The organism is Streptomyces sp. NPDC001617 (assembly GCF_053596855.1).
This window is the reverse complement of the sequence record NZ_JBSFHA010000022.1, coordinates 21,845-41,970: the sequence shown is the minus strand read 5'-3', so window position 1 is coordinate 41,970 and position 20,126 is coordinate 21,845. Positions and strand designations below refer to the sequence as shown.

13 protein-coding genes are annotated in these 20,126 nt (G+C 67.5%); 2 read left to right on the top strand and 11 right to left on the bottom strand.

Features of this window, described 5'->3' with window-relative positions; all coding sequences use genetic code 11:
- Positions 1-25 precede the first annotated feature (25 nt).
- The 5 genes from ACWC09_RS18845 to ngcE form a co-directional block, all read right to left on the bottom strand.
- On the bottom strand, positions 26-1,135 hold the full coding sequence (locus tag ACWC09_RS18845) for a sugar ABC transporter substrate-binding protein (RefSeq protein ID WP_450851663.1): 1,110 nt from the start codon (positions 1,133-1,135) through the stop codon (positions 26-28).
- Between the two features lie 122 nt (positions 1,136-1,257).
- On the bottom strand, positions 1,258-2,457 hold the full coding sequence (locus ACWC09_RS18840) for an ROK family transcriptional regulator (RefSeq protein WP_450851662.1): 1,200 nt from the start codon (positions 2,455-2,457) through the stop codon (positions 1,258-1,260).
- A 192-nt stretch (positions 2,458-2,649) separates the two neighbouring features.
- Complete coding sequence (locus ACWC09_RS18835; RefSeq protein WP_450851661.1) at positions 2,650-3,573, bottom strand: carbohydrate ABC transporter permease; 924 nt, start codon at positions 3,571-3,573, stop codon at positions 2,650-2,652.
- A gap of 4 nt (positions 3,574-3,577) precedes the next feature.
- Entirely contained in the window at positions 3,578-4,504 is a 927-nt protein-coding gene (locus ACWC09_RS18830; RefSeq protein ID WP_450851660.1) for a carbohydrate ABC transporter permease, read from the bottom strand.
- Between the two features lie 16 nt (positions 4,505-4,520).
- Positions 4,521-5,981 carry an N-acetylglucosamine/diacetylchitobiose ABC transporter substrate-binding protein gene (gene ngcE, locus ACWC09_RS18825; protein ID WP_450851659.1) on the bottom strand — a complete coding sequence of 487 codons (1,461 nt, stop codon included), beginning with the start codon at positions 5,979-5,981 and terminating at the stop codon, positions 4,521-4,523.
- 381 nt (positions 5,982-6,362) lie between these two features.
- Here ngcE and ACWC09_RS18820 point away from each other — a divergent pair, with 381 nt between their 5' ends.
- Both ACWC09_RS18820 and ACWC09_RS18815 read left to right on the top strand, forming a co-directional pair.
- Positions 6,363-10,166 carry a GH92 family glycosyl hydrolase gene (locus ACWC09_RS18820; RefSeq protein WP_450851658.1) on the top strand — a complete coding sequence of 1,268 codons (3,804 nt, stop codon included), beginning with the start codon at positions 6,363-6,365 and terminating at the stop codon, positions 10,164-10,166.
- 22 nt (positions 10,167-10,188) lie between these two features.
- On the top strand, positions 10,189-12,141 hold the full coding sequence (locus tag ACWC09_RS18815; RefSeq protein WP_450851657.1) for an alpha-glucuronidase: 1,953 nt from the start codon (positions 10,189-10,191) through the stop codon (positions 12,139-12,141).
- Between the two features lie 49 nt (positions 12,142-12,190).
- Here the strand turns inward: ACWC09_RS18815 and ACWC09_RS18810 are convergent, their stop codons facing one another.
- From ACWC09_RS18810 to ACWC09_RS18785, 6 genes are read right to left on the bottom strand one after another with little or no spacing between them, the layout of a single operon-like run.
- The gene (locus ACWC09_RS18810) at positions 12,191-14,209 is read right to left on the bottom strand and encodes a beta-galactosidase (protein WP_450851656.1); all 2,019 of its coding nucleotides are present in this window, start codon (positions 14,207-14,209) and stop codon (positions 12,191-12,193) included.
- Positions 14,206-14,886, bottom strand: coding sequence for a hypothetical protein (locus ACWC09_RS18805; RefSeq protein WP_450851655.1), 681 nt, complete (start codon positions 14,884-14,886; stop codon positions 14,206-14,208). Before ACWC09_RS18805 ends, ACWC09_RS18810 begins: the two co-directional genes overlap by 4 nt.
- Entirely contained in the window at positions 14,883-16,385 is a 1,503-nt protein-coding gene (locus ACWC09_RS18800) for a GH39 family glycosyl hydrolase (RefSeq protein ID WP_450851654.1), read from the bottom strand. Before ACWC09_RS18800 ends, ACWC09_RS18805 begins: the two co-directional genes overlap by 4 nt.
- Positions 16,382-18,052, bottom strand: coding sequence for an ABC transporter substrate-binding protein (locus ACWC09_RS18795; protein ID WP_450851653.1), 1,671 nt, complete (start codon positions 18,050-18,052; stop codon positions 16,382-16,384). Before ACWC09_RS18795 ends, ACWC09_RS18800 begins: the two co-directional genes overlap by 4 nt.
- Before the next feature lie 55 nt (positions 18,053-18,107).
- Complete coding sequence (locus tag ACWC09_RS18790) at positions 18,108-18,980, bottom strand: carbohydrate ABC transporter permease (RefSeq protein WP_450851652.1); 873 nt, start codon at positions 18,978-18,980, stop codon at positions 18,108-18,110.
- The gene (locus ACWC09_RS18785; protein WP_450851651.1) at positions 18,974-19,951 is read right to left on the bottom strand and encodes an ABC transporter permease; all 978 of its coding nucleotides are present in this window, start codon (positions 19,949-19,951) and stop codon (positions 18,974-18,976) included. Before ACWC09_RS18785 ends, ACWC09_RS18790 begins: the two co-directional genes overlap by 7 nt.
- Positions 19,952-20,126 lie beyond the last annotated feature (175 nt).

Genomic DNA, 20,126 nt, shown 5'->3' with positions numbered 1-20,126 from the left:
GGGTGAGCGCGCCCACTCGGGAGTGCTACTGGAGGCCGGCCGCCTTGCAGGCCGACGCGTACTGGGTGGTGCAGATCTGGGCGACGGTGTAGAGCCCGTCCTTCACCACGGTGTCCTTGATGTTGGCCTTGGTGACCGACACCGGGGTCAGCAGCTGCGAGGGCACCTTGTCGCCGGAGCCGCTGGTCTGGGTGGTGGTCGCCAGGGACGAGATGCTCTTGCCCTGGAGCAGGTCGACGGCGAGCGTGGCGGCCGCCTCGGCCTCCGGCTTGAAGGCCTTGTAGACGGTGGCGGACTGGGTGCCCGCGACGATCCGCTGGATGCCCGCGAGCTCGGCGTCCTGCCCCGTCAGCGGGATGCCCGCGATGCCGGCGCCCTTCAGCGTGGTGGCGATACCACCGGCCATGCCGTCGTTGGCGGAGTAGACGCCCGCGATCTTCTTGGCACCGATCTGGGTGATGGCCGCGGACATCTTCTGGGCGGCGATGGTGTCCTTCCAGAGGCCGGACTGCTCGTAGGCGATGTTGACCTTGCCGTCGAGGACGCTGTGGGCGCCCTTCTTGAACTGCGCGGCGTTCGGGTCGGCGTCGTCACCGTTGATCATGACGACCTTCGACGACTTGGTGGCCTTGGAGCCGAGCGCGTTCAGCAGCGCCTGGCCCTGCAGCTCGCCGACCTTGACGTTGTCGAAGGAGACGTACGCGGAGACCGGGCCCTGGGCGAGGCGGTCGTAGGCGACGACCTTGATGCCCTTGTTGACGGCCTGCTGGATGGAGGACTTGATCGCGGCCGAGTCCTGGGCGCTGATGACGATCACCTTGACACCCTTGGTGATCATCGTGCTGACCTGCTGGGCCTGCGTGGTCGCGTTCGCGTTGGCGTTGGCGTACTGCACGTCACAGCCGGAGCACAGCTGCTTGACCTTCGCCTCGAAGTACGGCTTGTCGAACTTCTCGTAGCGCGTGGTCACACTGTCGGGGAGCAGCAGACCGATGGAGCCGGTCTTCGAGCCACTGCTGCTGGAAGAGCTGTTGTCCGAGCTCTTCTTGTCGCCGGCCTTGCCACAGGCGGCCAGCGTGACGGCCATCGAAGCCGCCACGGTACCGACGACGACTCTACGCATCGTTGCGTTCATTTGGGGGTGCCTCCCTGACTGGGCCGCAACGCTGCGGCCGAGGTGGCTGGAAGTCAACTCGGCCACACGTGCGACGTCAAGAAGTAAATACTTAACGAGATGGCAACGGCGTCATGCGTTCTCTAAGTGAAGGCAGGTGTCGCAGTCGACAAGGAGCCGTCCAAAAGGGTCGAATCACCCATCTCGCTCAGCGCGAGAGCGAGCGCTCCGAGCACCTCCGCACGGCCCCCAAGTGCCCCCGGGAGAACGGTCAATTGACGCGCCGCGCTGGGGATCGCGTAGCGGCCGACGGACTCTCTGATAGGCCCGAGCACCAGCTCACCGGCCTCGGCGAGATCACCGCCGAGGACCACGCGGCTCGGGTTCAGCAGGTTGCACAGATTGGCGACTCCTGAACCGATGTGTCGGCCGACGTCGGCGATCACCCGACGACAGCCCGGGTCTCCGTCCCTGGCCAGCCGCACGACGCCTTCCATCGTCAGGTCGGTGCCGTGACTGGACTGGAGGAGCGGGAGCACATAGCGCGCGGCCGCGAAGGTCTCCAGGCAGCCCCGGTTTCCGCAGCGGCAGACAGGACCGGATTCATCAAGAGTAATATGTCCGATTTCTCCCGCTGTACCACCCGGGCCGCGATAGATCTTCCCGTTGATCACCAGACCGGCGCCGACACCGCTGGCGACCTTGATGTAAGCAAGATCACGGACGCCTCTGCCGCTGCCCCACACCAGCTCACCGAGGGCGCCGAGGTTGGCGTCGTTGTCCACGTGCACCGGCACGCCGAGCCGCCCCCGCAGCTCCTCGGCGGGCTTGGTGCCGATCCAGCCGGGCAGGATCGCGGACGAGCCGAGGGTGCCGGACTCGAGGTCGATCGGGCCGGGCACACCGAGGCCGATGCCGGCGATCTTCGATCTGTCGACGCCCGTTGCGCTGATCAGGCGATTGACCAGCTCTTCCGCCCGGTCGAAGCCCTGTGCCGCGGAGGCGTCCACGTCCAGCGGCTCGGACTCCTCGGCCAGCACCTGGTGGGCCAGGTTCCCGACCGCGACCCGCAGATGCGTGTGCCCGAAGTCGACGCCGATGACGATGCCGGCGTCCCCGCTCAGGGAGACGCTGCGGGCCCTGCGGCCGCCCGCCGACGTGGGCGTGACCTCGACGGTTCCGCCGTCCTTGAGCTCGCGGACGATGTTGGAGACCGTGGCGGCGGACAGCCCCGTGGTCCTCGCGATCTCCGCCTGCGTGAGTGACCCGGCCAGCCGGACGGCCCGTACGACCCGCTCCAGGTTGGCTCTGTGCAGTGACGACTGCGACCCCGGAGTCTCCACGACGACCTCCTGCGCGCGGGACCGCTTCGATGAGGCCCCGTCTATGTCCAACTAGTGAACTCTAAGCTGAGCCGTTCGGGTTGCCTCCCGTCAAGAGGTTGAACCAGATCCAGGTCTCTGTACACCCCGCGCGCAGGCTCGCGCGCCGTCCCCGGGTCTCCGGGAACGGCGCGCGAGCCGGTCGTACGGTCGTTACTTGAGCGCCCCCGCGGTGAGCCCCTGGACCACCTGCCTCTGGAAGACGATGTACGCCGCCAGCACGGGCAGCATCGCCATCACCAGGCCGGCGAAGAGGCCGGACCAGTCGCCCTTGTAGCCCTGGCTGGCCGCGAGCTGCACCAGGCCCTGGGTGAGGACCCGCTTGTCCGGGTCGGTGTTGAGCACGGTGGGCAGCATGTACTGGTTCCACTGCCCCAGGAAGTTGAAGATCCCCACGCTGATCAGGCCGGGCTTGGCCATCGGCAGCATGATCTGGAAGAAGGTCCGGGTGTGCGAGGCCCCGTCGACGAAGGCCGCCTCCGCCACCGATGTCGGCAGCGTGCGGAAGAACGCGGTGAGGAAGAACACCGTGAACGGCAGCGAGTAGGCGATGTAGACCAGGATCAGCCCGTGGATGGTGTTCAGCAGGCCCATGTTGTTCACGACGTAGAACAACGGGACCAGCGCCAGCATGATCGGGAAGCTCATGCCGCCGATGAACAGGAAGTAGATGAAACGGTTGCCCGGGAAGTCGAAGCGGGCCAGGACATAGGCCGCCATCGAGCCGAGCACCAGGGTGCCGATGAGCGAACCGCCCACCACCAGAATGGTGTTGAGGAAGTAGTCGCTCATGTTGGCGTCGGTCCAGGCCCGCGCCCAGTTGTCGAAGTGCAGCTTGTCCGGCAGCGCCCAGGGTGAGCTGAAGATGGCGCTGTCGTCCTTGAAGGACGTCATCACCGCCCACAGCAGCGGCATGACGACCATGAACGCCCAGAGGATGAGCATCCCGTGGGAGAAGACGTTGAGGACGCGGCCCTCCTTCTTCTCCTTCCTGGGCGTGGCGGCCACGGGGTCGACCTTGGTCACGGGGGCGCCGGACTCGGCCGGTACGGGGGCGGAGGTCTCGGTCGTCTTCATCTGTTCAGTACTCCAGCCGCTCGCGCCGGCCCAGCCGCATCACGATCGCCGCGAAGAGCAGCGTGACGACGAGGAGGGCGACGCCGATGGTGGTCGCGTAGGCGGCCTGTCCGTCCCGGAACGCCTTCTGGTACACGTACAGGACCATGACGGTGGTCGAGTAGTCGGGGCCGCCCGGTCCGGTCGTCATGATCTGCACGACCGCGAACGACTCGGCGCCCAGGGCGAGGATGCCCATGTACACCCAGCCGGACTGCACGGTGTCCCACAGCAGCGGCAGGGTGATCCGGAAGAACGTGGTCGCGCGGTTCGCCCCGTCGAGCAGCGCGGCCTCGTACAGGTCCGCCGGGATGGAGGCCATGCCGGCGGAGAACAGGACCACGAAGAAGCCGACCGTGGACCAGACGAGCACCGCCATCACGCACCACAGGGCGAGACTCGGATCACCGAGCCACAGCGGCTGGATGCTGCCCAGTCCGATGCCGCGCAGCAGGGAGTTGATCGCGCCGCTGTCCGGGTTGTACGCGAACGCGAACAGCAGGGCGACGATCGCGATCGAGAGGACCTGTGGGAAGAAATAGACGATCTTGTAGAAGGAGGAGCCCCGGACTCCGGAGACGACCGGGCCGCCCCTCCTTCTGCGTCCTCCCACATTGATCATGAAGGAGAAGAAAAGCGCCAGACTGATCGTCACCAGCGGCAGCACGAGCGCGAAAAGAAGGCTGTGCTCCAGCGACTTCCAGAAGATCTCGTCGTGGAACATCCTCTTGTAGTTGTCGAAGCCCACCATCTTGAATTCGGGACTCAGGCCGGTCCAGTCCGTGAACGAGTAGTAGATGGACTGGATGAACGGCCAGACCACGAAGAGCGCGTACAGTCCCAGAGGCAGGGCCAGAAACCCCACGATGAACCGGTACTTGCCGTGCTGCATGCCTTCTCCGGTCCGTTTACTGGTGCTTGTAGTGCTTGATCGACGTGTCCTTGGCGGCCGCGTCGGCGAAGCCCTGGATCTTCTTCATGGCCTCCGCCGGGGTGAGCCGGCCGGCCATCATCTCGCCGAGGCCCGCCACACCAATCTGCTCCTTCTGCAGCTGTACGTACCAGTCCTGGAGGCGCGGGTTCAGGACGTTGTCGCCGGCCAGTTTCAGCGCCGCCACACCGGACGTGAGGCCCGGTGTGAGGGTGATGCCACTGGTGCCGCCGTTGAACGCGGTCAGCGACTTCACCTTGGCCGTGAAGTTCTTCGAGGACGCCTCGCTGAGCATGATGCGCAGCTGCTCCATGCCGCCCTCGGGGTTCTTCGCCTTGGCCGGCACGATGAACGGCTCACCGCCGGAGGCCCAGATGGTGCCGAAGGGCATCTTGTCGGAGCTGTCGATGCCGGTGGGTGCGGAGACGGCGAGGTTGAAGTCGGACGGGATGACGTTCGCCGACTCGTTCTCCACCCAGGAGCCGTTCGGGATGAACAGCGCCTTGCCCTTGGCCCACGCGGTCTGGGACTGGATGTGGTCGAGGCCGGGGGTGCCCTTGAGGATGTAGCCCTTCTTGTAGAGCTCGTAGTAGGCCTCGAAACAGGCCTTGACGGCCGGGTTCTTCCAGGCGTTCGGCTCCAGGTTGTCGATCGCGTCGAGGACCTCGCGACCGCCGACCTTGCCGATCATCGGGTAGAGCGAGAAGGGGATGTAGTACGGGTACTTGCCCGCGTACGTCCAGCCCGCCATGCCCTTCTTCTTGGCCTTCTCGCACACGGCGAGCATCTCGTCCCAGGTCTTCGGGTACTCCGCGTCCAGCGAGTCCAGGGCCTTCTGGGAGTACCAGACGCCGTAGACCGTGTACGCGTAGTACATGATCCAGACCGGGTTGCCGTCGAACTGACCCATCTCGACGATGCCCGGGCGGAGCGTGTCGCGGACCTTCTTGCTCGGGTCGTCGTAGGACGCGGCGTCGAGGAGCGGGGTGAGGTCGGCGAGCTGGTTCTTGCCGACCAGGACGCCCATGTCCATCTGCTCGGCGCCGGAGTTGTCGATCAGGTCCGGCGGGGTGCCCTGGTTGAAGCGGGGCTGGAGCGTGGACTGGATCTTCTGGGTGGCGGAGAACTTGACCTTCGCCTTCGGGAAGTTCTTCTCGTAGATCTTCACGGCGTCCTGGGCGTACTCCTTGCCGAAGCCGCCGTCGAAGAGGACGAACTCCATCTGCGCGGTGTCGTTGACGCCCAGCGGGTTCTTGGCGGTCTTCTTGCCCGCCTTGGCCTTGCTCCCGTTGTCGCCGCCACCGCTGCTGGCACACGCGGACAGGAAGCTCATCGTGGGTACGGAGATCAGTCCGAGCGCGGCCGACCGCTTGATCAGATCGCGGCGGCCGACACCCGCGGTGTTGTCGTTCTCGTGCTCGGCGGAAGTGGATCCCATGCTCAAGTCCTCGCCTTCTCCAGGACTCAGGCGGTGAACCGGATCCTCCCGGGCACCGCGGTCAGGTCAAGCAGGGTCGTGCAGGAAGTGCGGATCTTGCCGTACGAATCATGACGTGCGGATGTTGTGAATCGCCGACAGGTATAGTCCACTTCCCGCCAACGGAGCAAGATCGAATGCAAGGTTGGCCATTGGTCTTTTCCGAGTTGAGACCTCGCGGAAATATGAGCGCCCTGTGCACCGCTTGCCGGAAAAATCCAAGACATAGGCCCCGAATGCCGCACCAACGCCCTTGACATCACTGGCCACTTGGCCCACTACTGGTCTCTGCGCATCGCGTTGACAACGTTGTCCCATTGAGCGCAGGGAGGGTGCTGGTCTATGCGTTCCAGAACTCGGCACAGATGGGGTACGGCGGTCGTGGCCACGGCCGCCTTTGCTTTGGCAGCGACCTCGCAGGGAGCGGCGGTCGCCCTCCCCGACAGGCCTGCCGAGGCCGACGGGTCGTTCGTATCCTCGTTCGAGGCGGGTGATCCGGCACCGGACTGGACCGACACGGTCGACACCGCACCTGACGGCAGCAAACGGGCCTCGGGCGTCGACGGCGGCTACAGCAGCGGCATCCCCGGCAACGTCAACGACCATGTCACGGACATCCGCGCCAGCGCCGAGAACACCGACGGCGGCGAGGTGAAGGAGAACCTCGCCGACGGCGAGGCGGCCACCAAGTGGCTGACGTTCAACCCGACCGGTTGGGTCGAGTACGACCTCGACAAGCCCGCGAAGATCGTGACGTACGCGCTCACCTCGGCCAACGACGAGGCCGAGCGCGACCCGCGGGACTGGACCCTCCAGGGCTCCACCGACGGCAAGGGCTGGAAGACCCTCGACACCCGCTCCGGCGAGTCGTTCTCGGAGCGGTTCCAGACGAAGTCGTACGACCTCGCCGAGCCGGCCGAGTACGAGCACTTCCGGCTCGACATCTCCCAGAACCACGGCGCCGACATCCTCCAGCTCGCCGACCTGCAGCTCTCCACGGGCGGCAGTGGTGGTCCGGCCCCCGAGGACATGCTCTCGCTGGTCGACCACGGGCCGAGCGGTTCGCCGACGGCCAAGGCGGCGGCCGGGTTCACCGGAAAGAGGGCGCTGCGTTACGCCGGTCGGCACACGGCCGACGGGCGGGCGTACTCGTACAACAAGGTCTTCGACGTGAATGTGGCCGTCGGCCGTGACACTCAGCTGTCGTACCGGATCTATCCGCAGATGGCGGACGGCGACCGGGACTACGACGCGACGAACGTCTCGGTGGACCTGGCCTTCACGGACGGCACCTATCTGAGCGACCTCGGCGCGACCGACCAGCACGGCTTCGCGCTCTCCCCGGCGGGACAGGGCGCCGCCAAGGGCCTCTACGTCAACCAGTGGAACAACGTGGTCTCGCGGATCGGGTCCGTCGCGGCGGGCAGGACCGTCGACCGGATCCTGGTGGGGTACGACTCCCCGAAGGGCCCGGCGAGGTTCCGCGGCTGGCTGGACGACATCGCGCTGAAGCGGGCCGCGCCGGAGAAGCCCAAGGCGCACCTCTCCGACTACGCGCTGACCACCCGCGGCACCAACTCCAGCGGCGGCTTCTCGCGCGGCAACAACTTCCCCGCGACGGCCGTGCCGCACGGCTTCAACTTCTGGACACCGGTGACGAATGCGTCCTCGCTGAGCTGGCTGTACGACTACGCGCGCGCCAACAACGACGACAACCTGCCGACGATCCAGGCGTTCAGCGCGAGCCATGAGCCGAGTCCGTGGATGGGCGACCGGCAGACGTTCCAGGTGATGCCGTCGGCCGCGTCCGGAACGCCGGACACCGGGCGGGAGGCGCGGGAGCTGGCGTTCCGGCACGAGAACGAGACCGCGCGGCCGTACTACTACGGCGTCCGTTTCGAGAACGGTCTCAAGGCCGAGATGGCCCCGACCGACCACGCGGCGGAGCTGCGTTTCACCTACCCCGGCGACGACGCGAGCGTCCTCTTCGACAACGTGACGGAGCAGGCGGGGCTCACGCTCGACAAGGACAACGGGATCGTCACCGGCTACTCGGACGTCAAGTCCGGGCTGTCGGCGGGCGCGACGCGGCTCTTCGTCTACGGCGTCTTCGACAAGCCCGTGACGGACGGCTCGTCGAGCGGGGTCAAGGGCTATCTGCGGTTCGACGCGGGCGACGACCACACGGTCACCCTCCGCCTCGCCACCTCGCTCATCGGCATCGACCAGGCCAAGGACAACCTGCGCCAGGAGATCCCGGACGGCACGTCCTTCGACACGGTGAAGCGCGACGCCCGGCGCACCTGGGACAAGCTGCTCGGCAAGGTCGAGGTGGAGGGCGCGACGCCGGACCAGCTGACCACCCTGTACTCCAGCATGTACCGGCTGTACCTGTACCCCAACTCCGGCTTCGAGAAGGTGGGTTCGACGTACCAGTACGCCTCTCCCTTCTCACCGATGCCCGGGCCGGACACCCCGACCCACACCGGTGCGAAGATCGTGGACGGCAAGGTGTACGTCAACAACGGCTTCTGGGACACCTATCGGACCACGTGGCCGGCGTACTCGCTCCTGACACCCGGTCAGGCGGGCGAGATGGTCGACGGGTTCGTGCAGCAGTACAAGGACGGCGGCTGGACCTCACGCTGGTCGTCGCCCGGTTACGCGGACCTGATGACCGGCACGTCGTCGGACGTGGCCTTCGCGGACGCGTACGTCAAGGGCGTCAGGTTCGACGCGAAGGCGGCGTACGACGCGGCCGTGAAGAACGCGACCGTCGTGCCGCCGATGTCGGGCGTGGGCCGCAAGGGCATGGCCACCTCGCCGTTCCTCGGCTACACCACCACCTCCACGAACCAGGGCTTCTCCTGGGCGATGGACGGCTACATCAACGACTACGGCATCGCGCGGATGGGCCAGGCGCTGTACAGGAAGACGGGTGAGGAGCGCTACAAGGAGGAGTCCGAGTACTTCCTCAACCGCGCCCAGGACTACGTCCAGCTCTTCGACAAACAGGCCGACTTCTTCCAGGGCAAGGACGACAAGGGCGACTGGCGGCTGGACTCCTCGACGTACGACCCGCGGGTCTGGGGGTACGACTACACGGAGAGCAACGGCTGGGGCTACGCCTTCACGGTCCCGCAGGACACCCGGGGCCTGGCCAACGAGTACGGCGGGCAGGCCGCCCTGGCCAAGAAGCTCGACCGGTTCTTCACGACCCCGGAGACGGCCGACCCGCAGTTCATCGGCTCGTACCCAGGCGTCATCCACGAGATGACCGAGGCCCGCGACACCCGGATGGGCATGCTCGGGCAGTCCAACCAGCCCGCGCACCACATCCCGTACCTGTACGACGCGGCCGGACAGCCCTGGAAGACACAGGCCGCGGTCCGTGAGATCCTCTCCCGGCTCTACATCGGCAGCGAGATCGGGCAGGGCTACCACGGCGACGAGGACAACGGCGAGCAGTCGGGCTGGTACCTGTTCTCGGCGCTCGGCTTCTACCCGCTGGTGATGGGCAGCGGCGAGTACACCGTCGGCTCCCCGCTGTTCAAGAAGGCGACGGTGCATCTGGAGAACGGCCAGGACCTGGTCGTCAAGGCACCGAAGAACAGCGCGACCAACGTGTACGTGCAGGGGCTGAAGGTCAACGGCCGTACGTGGACGTCGACTTCGCTCCCCCACTCGCTGCTCTCCAAGGGCGGCGTCCTGGAGTTCGACATGGGTCCGAAGCCCTCCTCGTGGGGCACGGGCAGGAACGACGCCCCGGTCTCCATCACCCAGGACGACAAGGTGCCGACGCCACGTGCGGACGTGCTGAAGGGTGACGGGCCGCTGTTCGACAACACGTCGGCGACGGACGCGACCGTGACGAGCGTGGACCTGCCGGTCTCCGGGCCGGTCAAGGGCCTCCAGTACACGCTCACTTCGTCCACCGACCACACCAGGGCACCGACCGGCTGGACCCTCCAGGGCTCGGACGACGGCGGGACCACGTGGAAGACGCTGGACCAGCGGTCCGGGGAGTCGTTCCCGTGGGACCGGCAGACACGGGCGTTCACCGTGGGGTCTCCGGGTACGTACGGGAAGTACCGCCTGGTGCTGGACGGCGAGGCGGTCCTGTCGGAGGTCGAACTGCTCGCCTGAGCAAACTGGTCGGAGGGCCTGAATGCCACTTCCCGTGCCCGTTCTCGCCGAGGGTGTCGACCCGGCCTGGCTGCCGCCGGCCGCCTTCCGGGCGATCGGCAGCCGACGGGTTCTGATCCGAGGGTCGGGTCCGTCGGTGGAGACGGTGCACGGGGAAGTGGCCGAGGCCTGCGCACGGTTCGGGGGTGGTGTGGTCCTGCGCGATCCCGAACTCGTGCTGGAACTGACCGGGGACGACGATGCGAGCGAGGCCTTTGCGTTCGGACGCGGTGACGGCTGTACGACCGTCACCGCGTCCGGCGGCCGAGGACTGCTGTACGGCTTCTTCCACGTCGTACGACTCGGAGAGGCCGCGTTCCTCGGCGAGCACCAACAGGAGCTGATGCGGCCGGAGTTGGCCGTGAGTATGGTCGACCACTGGGACAACGTGGCGGTGCATCCGGTCATGGGCCAGGTGGAGCGCGGGTACGCGGGCGGGTCGCTGTTCTGGGCGGACGGACGGGCCCGCGGGGACCTGGAGCGCGTCCGGGCGTACGGGAGGCTGCTGGCGGCCTGTGGGATCAACGCCGTGGCCGTGAACAACGTCAATGTGCACAGGACCGAGGCGTGTCTGCTGACCGACCGGATCGGCGAAGTGGCCGACATCGCGGGTGCGTTGAGGCCGTACGGCATCCGGACCCACCTCTCGGTCTCCTTCGCCGCGCCGGTGGTGCTCGGCGGGCTGGGGACGGCCGACCCGCTCGACGAGGGGGTCCGGGAGTGGTGGGCCGGGGCGACCGCGGGGGTCTACGAGGCGATACCGGACTTCGGCGGGTACGTGGTGAAGGCCGACTCGGAGGGACAGCCGGGGCCGTTCGCGTACGGCCGCACGCATGCGGACGGGGCGAACCTGCTGGCGGCCGCGCTGGAGCCGTACGGCGGCACCGTCCACTGGCGGGCCTTCGTCTACGACCACCACCAGGACTGGCGGGACCGGACGACGGACCGGGCCCGGGCGGCGTACGACCATTTCGTGCCGTTGGACGGGGAGTTCGCACCGAACGCCGTGCTTCAGGTGAAGCACGGGCCGATGGACTTCCAGGTGCGGGAGCCGGTGTCGCCGTTGATCAGTGCTATGTCACATACCACTCTCGCGGTGGAGCTCCAGGCCACGCAGGAGTACACCGGCCAGCAGCGGCACGTGTGCTGGCTCGGCCCGATGTGGAGCGAAGCGCTGCGGTTCGGTTCCGAGGAGGGGCTGCCCTTCGAGGAGCTGGTGGCCGTCTCCAACGTCGGCGACGACCGCTTCTGGACCGGGCATCCGCTCGCCCAGGCCAACCTCTACACCTTCGGGCGGCTGGCCTGGCAGCCGGACGCGGATCCCCACCGACTCCTCGACGAATGGATCGCGTTGACCTTCGCGCCGGTCGGAGAGGAACTGACTGCCGGGTTGCGGGCGGTCCTGCGCGGCTCCTGGCGGACGTACGAGAAGTACACCGCCCCGCTGGGGGTCGGCTTCATGGTGCAGCCCGGCCATCACTACGGTCCGAGCGTCGACGGCTACGAGTACAGCCCGTGGGGCACCTACCACTTCGCCGACCGGGACGGGATCGGGGTGGATCGCAGCTGCGTTACCGGAACCGGTTTCGCGGGGCAGTACGCCAAGCCGTGGGCCGAGGTGTACGAGTCGGTCTCGTCGTGCCCCGACGAGCTGCTGCTGTTCTTCCACCATGTGCCGTACGGGCATGTCCTGAAGAGCGGGAAGACCGTGATCCAGCACATCTACGACACCCACTTCGAGGGCGTGGCGGAGGTGGAGGAGGCGCGGGCGGTGTGGGCCTCGCTGGCGGGGCTGATCGAGCCGGCGCGCCACGCGCGGGTCGCGGAGCGGTACGAGGAGCAGCTCCGCGGCGCCCGGGAGTGGCGCGACCAGATCAACAGCTACTTCTTCCGGAAGTCCGGGGCGCCGGACGAGCGGGGTCGGCTCATCCACTGAAGGCCGACTACTGAAGGCCGTCTGCTGAAGGCCTTCTACTGAAGGCCTTCTACTGAAGCCGCAGGACCGCGACGCCCAGTGGGTCGAGGGTGAGCGGGTCCTGTGCCTCGATCTGTTTGCCGGTGAGGAGGTCGGTGGCCGGTGCGTGGGCGGTCAGGTGGGCCGGCTCCTGGGCGTGGTTGAGGAGGAAGAGGAGCCGGGTGCCGTCGGGGGCGACGCGGTGTGCGGTCTCGGCGGTGGGGTGGTCGGCGTACGGGCCGAGCAGGCTGTGCCGGGCGAGGACGCGGCGTACGACGTGGTCGACGCCGGGCTGGTCGAGGGCCGTGGCGACGTACCAGGCCTGGCCGTCGCCGTACGTGTGCCGGGTCACGGCCGGGGTGCCCGCGTAGAAGTCGGCGCCGTACGTGCCGATCGCCTCGGCGCCGCGCGGCAACACGATCTCGAAGACGAGACGGGCCTGGGACGTCGACTCGCCCAGGTGGACGGGCTGTACGACGTCGGCCGGCCGGGAGTCCCACTCGTCGACGCGGATGCCCATCAGCGGGGCGAGCGGTCCGGGCACATCGGTGCGGAAGGCGCGGTCGTGTTCGTCGACGCGGCCGGAGAGGAAGGTGGACAGGACCGTGCCGCCGCGGGCGGCGACCGCCGACAGTCGGTCGGCCAGGTCGCCCTTGATCATGTAGAGGGCGGGGGCGAGGACGACGTCGTAGGGGGTGAGGTCGGCGGTCTGGGGGACGACGTCCACGTCCGCACCGGCCTCGCGGGCGGCGCGGTAGTAGGCGTGGACGGTGTCCTGGTAGCGGACGAGGCGGGAGGGGCCGTCGGAGATCTCCAGGGCCCACCAGCTGTCCCAGTCGAAGAGGAGGGCGGTGCGGGCGGGGGTGCGGGCGCCGAGGGTCGTCGCGCCGAGGGCCGCCAACTCCCTTCCCAGTTCGGTCACTTCACGGAAGACGCGGGTGTCGTCCCGGCCGGCATGCCCGATGACGGCCCCGTGGTACTTCTCGCAGGCGCCACGCGAGGCACGCATCTGGAAGTAGAGGGCGGCGTCGGCGCCGTGGGCGATCGACTGGAAGGTGGCGAGCCGCAACTCCCCCGGCCTGCGCAGGGGGTTGACGTCACGACAGGCCGTCGTCGACGGGGTCTGTTCCATCAGCCAGAAAGGGGCGCCGTCCTTGAGCCCCCTCATCAGATCGTGCGCGAGGGCGGGCCAGGTCGGCGGGGCGTCGAGGGGCGGGTAGCTGTCCCAGGAGGCGAAGTCGAGGTGGGGTGCCCAGCGGTGGTAGTCGAGGGGGCGGAACATGCCCATGAAGTTGGTGGTGACGGGCGTCTCGGGGTCGTGCTGCCGGACGGCCTCCTTCTCCGCGAGGAAGCAGCCGAGCAGGGCGTCGGTGGTGAAGCGGAAGTAGTCGAGGGTGGTGCCCTGGAAGGCGGTGTGGTCGGGGCCGCGCCAGTGCTCGGTGAGGGCGCTCGGGGGCTCGATCTCGGCCCAGTCGGTGTAGCGGTGGGACCAGAAGGTGGTGTTCCAGGCGTCGTTGAGGGCGTCGAGGGTGACGTACTTGTCCCGCAGCCACTCCCGGAAGGACTCGGCGCACAGGTCGCAGTAACAGGCGCCGCCGTACTCGTTGTTGATGTGCCAGGCGATCAACGCCGGGTGCTCGGCGTACCGTTCGGCGAGACGGGACGCCATGGCCGTGGCGAGGCGGCGGTACGCGGGTGAGCTGGGGCAGAAGTTGTGGCGCTGGCCGTAGTGGTGGCGGCGGCCTTCGAAGTCGGTGCGGTTGACCTCCGGGTACTTCTTGGCGAGCCAGGGCGGGAGGGCGGCGGTGCCGGTGGCCAGACAGACGCTCCTGTTCTCGGCCGCGGCCCGGTCGAGAACGCGGTCGAGGACCGTGAAGTCGTGGGTGTCCTCCGCGGGTTGGGTGAGGGACCAGGCGAAGACGCCGACGGTGAGCGTGTCGATGCCGGCCCGCGTGAACAGCCGATGGTCCTCGTCCCACACCTCCTGCGGCCACTGCTCGGGGTTGTAGTCGCCGCCGTACGGGACCTTGGGGGTGCGGGGCGCGGTCATACGGTGAAGTCCTCCTGGGTCTCGGCGATCACCGGACGGCTGCTGTGCAGCAGGGAGAGCAACAGCGGGGCGGCCAGCAGGGCGGGCAGGGCTTCGGTGAGCAGGGCGGTGAGCCCGGCGGTCAGCGCGAGCAGGGAGGCCGCGGCGAGGGTGGCCCTGCCGTGCCGGAAGAGGAAGTACGCGGCGAGGCGGGCGGTGTCGCGGGCGCGGAAGGCGAAGAGCGAGGTCAGCACGAGCGCGTGGGCGCCCCAGAGGAGGGAGGCGAGTCCGATGCCGGCCAGCAGCAGCGCCCACCAGCCGGGCAGGCCGGTCGCGGAGAAGTGGGTGAGCGTGAAGGCGATGACGGTCAGCCACCCGAGCAGAGGGGCCCAAAGCTTCAGTACCGGAGGGGAGTTGATGCGCAGGCCGCGCGCGTACGCCCGTGCCGGGTGGAGGTCGGTGAGGTCGCGGTCGCGGTGGTGGAGGGCGTAGAGGGCGGCGGACAAGGCCGGGCCGAGAGGCAGGAGGCAGACGGCCGCCAGGGGGAGGTTGGACGCGTCGGGGCCGAGCAGGAAGAGGGCGGCCAGGCCGGGTGAGGCGGCCGCCAGCAGGAGGGCCTCGACGGTCACGAGGGTGTGGATCAGGGCGGCGGCGCGGGAGAGGGGGCCGTCGCCGAAGGTGACGGACGGTGTGCTCATCCCGGGTCCCTTCCCAGCAGGCGCCGCTCGTCCCACCACTCCGGCGACTCCTCCTCGACACGGCTGATCTCGACCAGGGTGATCTCGTGCCGGGTCAGCGCCAGGTTCAGGGCCACCCGGCCCTCCTCGACCGGCAGGCGCTCATGCCGGCGTGCGGGCTCGGCCGCTTCGTGGAGTACGTCGAGCTGGTGCGGGCGGGGAGAGCGCGGACTGCCCATGCGTTGCCATGCCGTACGCGCGTTGCCGTGCTCCTCGTCCACGGTGGACCGGCGTACGAAGGCCTCACCCGCCCGCATCGGCACGGACAGCCGCACCGCATGCCGTTCCGGCCCCGGCGTCTCGCCGCTCGCGTCGACCGGCGCCCAGGCCAGCACGGCCACCCGGCCGTCCCGATGCCGCGTCACCAGATGGTCGTCCCCGCGTGCCAGCAGTTCCTCCCCCATCCGCGCCATGAACGCGTACAGGTGATACGTCGGCTTCTTCACCTGCCGATGCGTGAGCAGCCCGAACCCGCCGTGGAACAGCGCGGTCGGCACGCCGGCCTCCTCGAACATGTCGCTGAAAGTCCAGTACGAGAACGAGTCGGCGTGGTCGCCGCCGGCAGCCAGCACCGGCGCGAGGTAGGCGGCGTGGAAGGCGGTGTCGTGGATCGGATTGTCGGGCCGGTACGAGGAGTTGAACTCCGTTATGTGCACCGGGAGGTCGGCGAGCCGCGTGTCCTTGAGCCGCTCGCGGGGCGATGCGAACTGCTCAAGAAGCCGGGCCGCCGGAGCCAGCGTCTGGTGCACTCCGAACGGCACATGCTGCGCCGGACCGGAGGTGTACGCGTGCTTCGACACGAAGTCGACCGGCACGTCCCGGAGTTCGGCGAACTCCGCGAACCGCTCCAGCCACTCGTCCGCCCCGGGCGAGATCGCCGGACCGCCGACCGGCAGCTCGGCGTCCACCTCCTTCACGGCGTGCGCGGTCACCTCGTAGAGGCGGTGGTACGCCTGCTCGTCCGCGCCCTGCCAGAAGTCGGGGAGGTTGGGCTCGTTCCAGACCTCGATGGGCCAGGTCCGCACCTCGTCGAGGCCGTAGCGGTCGACGAGGTGGGAGACGGTCGCCCGCACCAGCTCGGCCCACTCCTCGGGCGAGCGGGGTGGTGTGACGTTGCCGTGCCACCAGAAGACCGTCTGATCGCCGGACGCCAACTCCCGGGGCATGAAGCCGAGTTCGAGGAAGGGCCGGATTCCGAGATCCAGATACGCGTCCACCACCTGGTCGACGTAGGTGAAGGAGTGCCGTACCCGACGCTCGCCCTTCCACTCGTAGGGACGATGCACGCCCATGCCGTCGCTGAGCAGCCCGTGCCCCCGGATGTACCGGAATCCGATCTCCCGTTGGAGCAGGGCGAGGGAGTCCTGGTAGTCGCGGCGCAGGGCGAGTTCGATGCGGCCCGTGCCGACGCAGTACCGCCAGGCGTCCGAGAGCGTGGCCACCGGCTGCTCGGGGATCACCCGTGCTCCTTCTTGTAGCGCTCGTACGCCTTGTTGTGCAGGTCGACGAGCTGCTGCATGTTCTTCGCCTTCAACTCGGAGACATAGGCCCCCCATTGGGACAACGGGCGCTTGCCGAGGATGAACTGGAGGGTGTTCTGGGCGACATGGTCCTGGAGCGGGGTGGTCCAGAGCGAGGCCTGTTCCTGCTCGGCGGACTGGAGCGGGTGGGCCGGGGCGATGGGCAGCTGCTTGCGCTGGGACATCGCGTCCTGGAACTTCTTCTCGTCGGGGCTGAAGTTGGAGGAGACCAGCTCCCAGCTGCCGCCGTAGGTGAAGACGCCGTTGAAGAAGCCGTAGTCCTTCTGGAGGTCCTTCTTGGCGCTCGGGTCGGAGCCCATGAGGCTGATGCCCTTCTCCAGCGTGTATGTGCCGCCGGAGTAGGTGTAGGTGACGCCCTCCACGCCCCACTTGCTGAAGCGCTGCCCCTCGTCCGAGTACCAGAGCCAGTCCACGAACTGCATCATCGCGACGAAGTCGTCGCTCTTGAGTGCCTTGCTGGAGACCATGACGCCGTTCTCCAGGCGGATGCCATCGAGCACCACCGGACCCGCCGGGCCGATCGGCACCGGGATCATCTCGATCGTCGCGCCCTTGACCTGCTTGGACAGGTTGTAGCGGTACGTCTGCACCAGTTCCTGCGGGTTGGCGCTGATGGCGAAGGACTTCTCAGCGAGCAGCTTCTGGATCGCCTGGTCGTCGGTCTGGGTGAAGCTCTCGGGGTCCATGAGCTTCTCGGCGACGAGTTTCCTCAGGTACTCGATCACCGCGCGGTACTCGTCCCTCGCGCCGGTGAAGACGAACTTCTGTGCCGTGGAGTCGAAGCTGATGTTGTCGTACGTCCAGCCGGCGTGCACCCCGTATGCCTGTCCGAGGTAGCTCTGCAACGCCCCCACGGTGAAAGCGGTGTTGGTGCTCCAGCGGTCGGAGAAGGGGTAGCGGTCGGGGTACTCCTGTCTGATCGCCTTGAAGACGTCGTACACCTCGTCCCAGGTGGTCGGCAGGCTCAGGCCCAGCTTCGCCAGGACGTCCGTGCGGAAGGAGAGCGAGTAGCCGGACTTGGGCCTCTCGTGCAGGCCGGGCAGAAGGTAGTACTTGCCGTCGGACTGCCGGATGGAGTCGATCTCCGGCTCCAGCTTCCACTTCTTCACCTTGGCCTGGAAGTTGGGCATCAGGTGTGCGTAGTCGCTGACGGGGAGGATCGCGCCCGAGGACACGAAGGTCACCTCGGAGGGGTGGTACGTCTTGGGGATCAGGAAGGGGGCGTCGCCCGAGCCGATGAGGACGCTGCGCTTCTTCTCGTAGTCGACCAGGGGCACGTCCACCGGCTTGATGGTGACGCCGGTGCGCTTGGTGACCTCCTTCCAGAACAGCCAGCTCGCCTTGTACGGGTAGCCCGGGTTGTCGTTGTGCAGCATCGAGAACGACAGCGGCTTGCTCGCCTTGAACTGCTGGCCGACGCGGTACTCCTTCATCGCGCCGTTCTGCTTCTTCGACAGGTCCTTGCTGTCCCCGCCGCCGTCCCCGCCGCCGCAGCCGGTGAGGGAGGCGAGTCCGATGAAGCCGGCGGCGGCGAGGATCTGACGCCGCGACAACTGGCCCGCGTTCTGCCGTCGTTCTCTCTTCACGGAGACTCCTTTGTTCCGCAGACGAGTTGCGTTCCACAGCTGGGGTGACGGTGCGTCAGCCCTTGACGGCGCCGAGCATCACGCCCGAGACGAAGTAGCGCTGGACGAACGGGTACACGCAGAGGATCGGCAGCGAGGTGAGCACGATCGTGACCGCCTGGATGTTCGCCGCGACCTGGCTGAGCTGGTCGGTGGCGGCGCCCGCGTTGGTGCCGCCGGTGGCGCCGGCGATGATGTTGCGCAGATAGACGGTGACCGGCATCAGCTCGGTCCGGTCCATGTACAGGAAGGCCCCGAACCAGGAGTTCCAGAAGGACACCGTGTAGAAGAGGACCATGGTCGCGACGACCGCCTTCGACAGCGGCAGCACGACCCGCAGCAGGATGCCGTAGGTACTGAGCCCGTCGATCTGCGCGGCCTCCTCCAGCTCGCTCGGCAGACTCTCGAAGAAGGCCTTCATCACCAGCAGGTTGAAGACGCTGATGGCGTTCGGGACGGCCAGTGCCCAGACGCTGTTCTTCATGCCGAGGCTGGTGACCAGCACGTAGTTGGGGATCAGGCCGCCGGTGAAGAACATGGTGAACACGGCGACACCGACCAGGAAGTTCCGCCCCTTGAGGTGCTTCTTCGACAGGACGTAGGCGTAACAGGTCGTCAGGACCATGGCCACGGCGGTCGATACGACGGTGTAGAAGACGGTGTTGCCGTAGGACCGCCAGAACGCCGAGTCGTGGAAGACGATCCGGTACGTGGTGAGGTTGAACCCCTTGGGCCACAAGGTGACCTGACCGGCCCGTATCTGCCGCTCGTTGCTGAAGGAGCGGGCGATGATGTTGACGAACGGGTACAGGGTCACGACCACGACGAGGGTGAGGATCACCCCGTTGACGCCCTGGAAGACACGGTGGGAACGGCTCGGCCTCACCACAGACTCGTCCCCACCGTGCGACGCGAGAGCTGGTTGGCGGTCGTGATCAGCACCAGGCCGATGACCGCCTCGAACAGGCCGATGGCGGCCGCGTAGCTGAAGTTGTTGGACTCGACACCCATGCGGTAGACGTACGTCGAGATCACGTCCGCGGTCGGATAGGTCAACGGGTTGTAGAGCAGCAGCACCTTCTCGAAGCCGACCGCCATGAAGGCGCCGACGTTCAGGATCAGCAGCGTGATCATGGTGGGCCGGATGCCGGGCAGTGTGACGTGCCAGATCTGCCGCAAGCGGCCCGCGCCGTCGATGCGTGCCGCCTCGTACAGATCCTCGTCGATCGTGGTGAGGGCGGCGAGGTAGAGGATCGTGCCCCAGCCGGCGGTCTGCCAGATCTCCGAGCCGACATAGATCGTGCGGAACCAGTCGGGTTCCTGGATGAAGCGGATCGGGTCGTGGCCGAACCAGCCGAGGACGTGGTTGACGGGGCCGTCGGAGGCGAGCATCTGCAGGGTGATGCCGGCGACGATCACGATCGACAGGAAGTGCGGAAGGTACGACACCGACTGGACGAAGCGTTTCAGCGAGCGTCGGCGCACCTCATTGAGCAGCAGGGCGAGCACGATCGGGATCGGGAAGCAGAAGACCAGGGTCAGTCCGCCCATCCAGAGCGTGTTGCGGAAGACCTGCCAGAAGGTCGGGTCGGTGAGGAACATGCGCACATAGCGCAGCCCCACCCACTGCTCGCCGAAGATCGAGCCGCCCGGCTCGAACCGGCGGAAGGCGATGACGTTGCCGATCATCGGCAGATAGCGGAAGACCAGGAAGAACAGGAGCGGCAGCACGGCCAGCGAGTACAGCTGCCAGTCCCGGCGCAGTGCCCGTCGCCAGGCGCTGCGCGGTGCCGGGCGGGGTGCGGGCTTCGGTGGGTCCTGAGTGCCGGGCGGAGAGGCCGACGTGGTGGTGGTGCTCATGCTCGGTCCTCCCGGGGTGGAGAAGCGGCCGAAACTTTCGAGCTATTACCGGTAACTTCGCGGCAACTTAGGGGCAGTCAGAAAGCGCTGTCAATGGTGCTGCAGCAGTCCGACGAGGTTCCGGAAAGGAGTTGAAACGTGCGGGTGGCTGGGTAGGACCCCGGGAACCATGCGC

What these genes read in the sequence shown, in the direction of transcription:
- ACWC09_RS18820 (WP_450851658.1), top strand. Translation starts at nt 6,363, where the DNA reads ATGCGTTCCAGAACTCGGCACAGATGGGGTACGGCGGTCGTGGCCACG.
- ACWC09_RS18845 (WP_450851663.1), bottom strand. Translation starts at nt 1,135, where the DNA reads ATGAACGCAACGATGCGTAGAGTCGTCGTCGGTACCGTGGCGGCTTCG.
- ngcE (WP_450851659.1), bottom strand. Translation starts at nt 5,981, where the DNA reads ATGGGATCCACTTCCGCCGAGCACGAGAACGACAACACCGCGGGTGTC.
- ACWC09_RS18810 (WP_450851656.1), bottom strand. Translation starts at nt 14,209, where the DNA reads ATGACCGCGCCCCGCACCCCCAAGGTCCCGTACGGCGGCGACTACAAC.
- ACWC09_RS18830 (WP_450851660.1), bottom strand. Translation starts at nt 4,504, where the DNA reads ATGCAGCACGGCAAGTACCGGTTCATCGTGGGGTTTCTGGCCCTGCCT.
- ACWC09_RS18815 (WP_450851657.1), top strand. Translation starts at nt 10,189, where the DNA reads ATGCCACTTCCCGTGCCCGTTCTCGCCGAGGGTGTCGACCCGGCCTGG.
- ACWC09_RS18835 (WP_450851661.1), bottom strand. Translation starts at nt 3,573, where the DNA reads ATGAAGACGACCGAGACCTCCGCCCCCGTACCGGCCGAGTCCGGCGCC.
- ACWC09_RS18805 (WP_450851655.1), bottom strand. Translation starts at nt 14,886, where the DNA reads ATGAGCACACCGTCCGTCACCTTCGGCGACGGCCCCCTCTCCCGCGCC.
- ACWC09_RS18785 (WP_450851651.1), bottom strand. Translation starts at nt 19,951, where the DNA reads ATGAGCACCACCACCACGTCGGCCTCTCCGCCCGGCACTCAGGACCCA.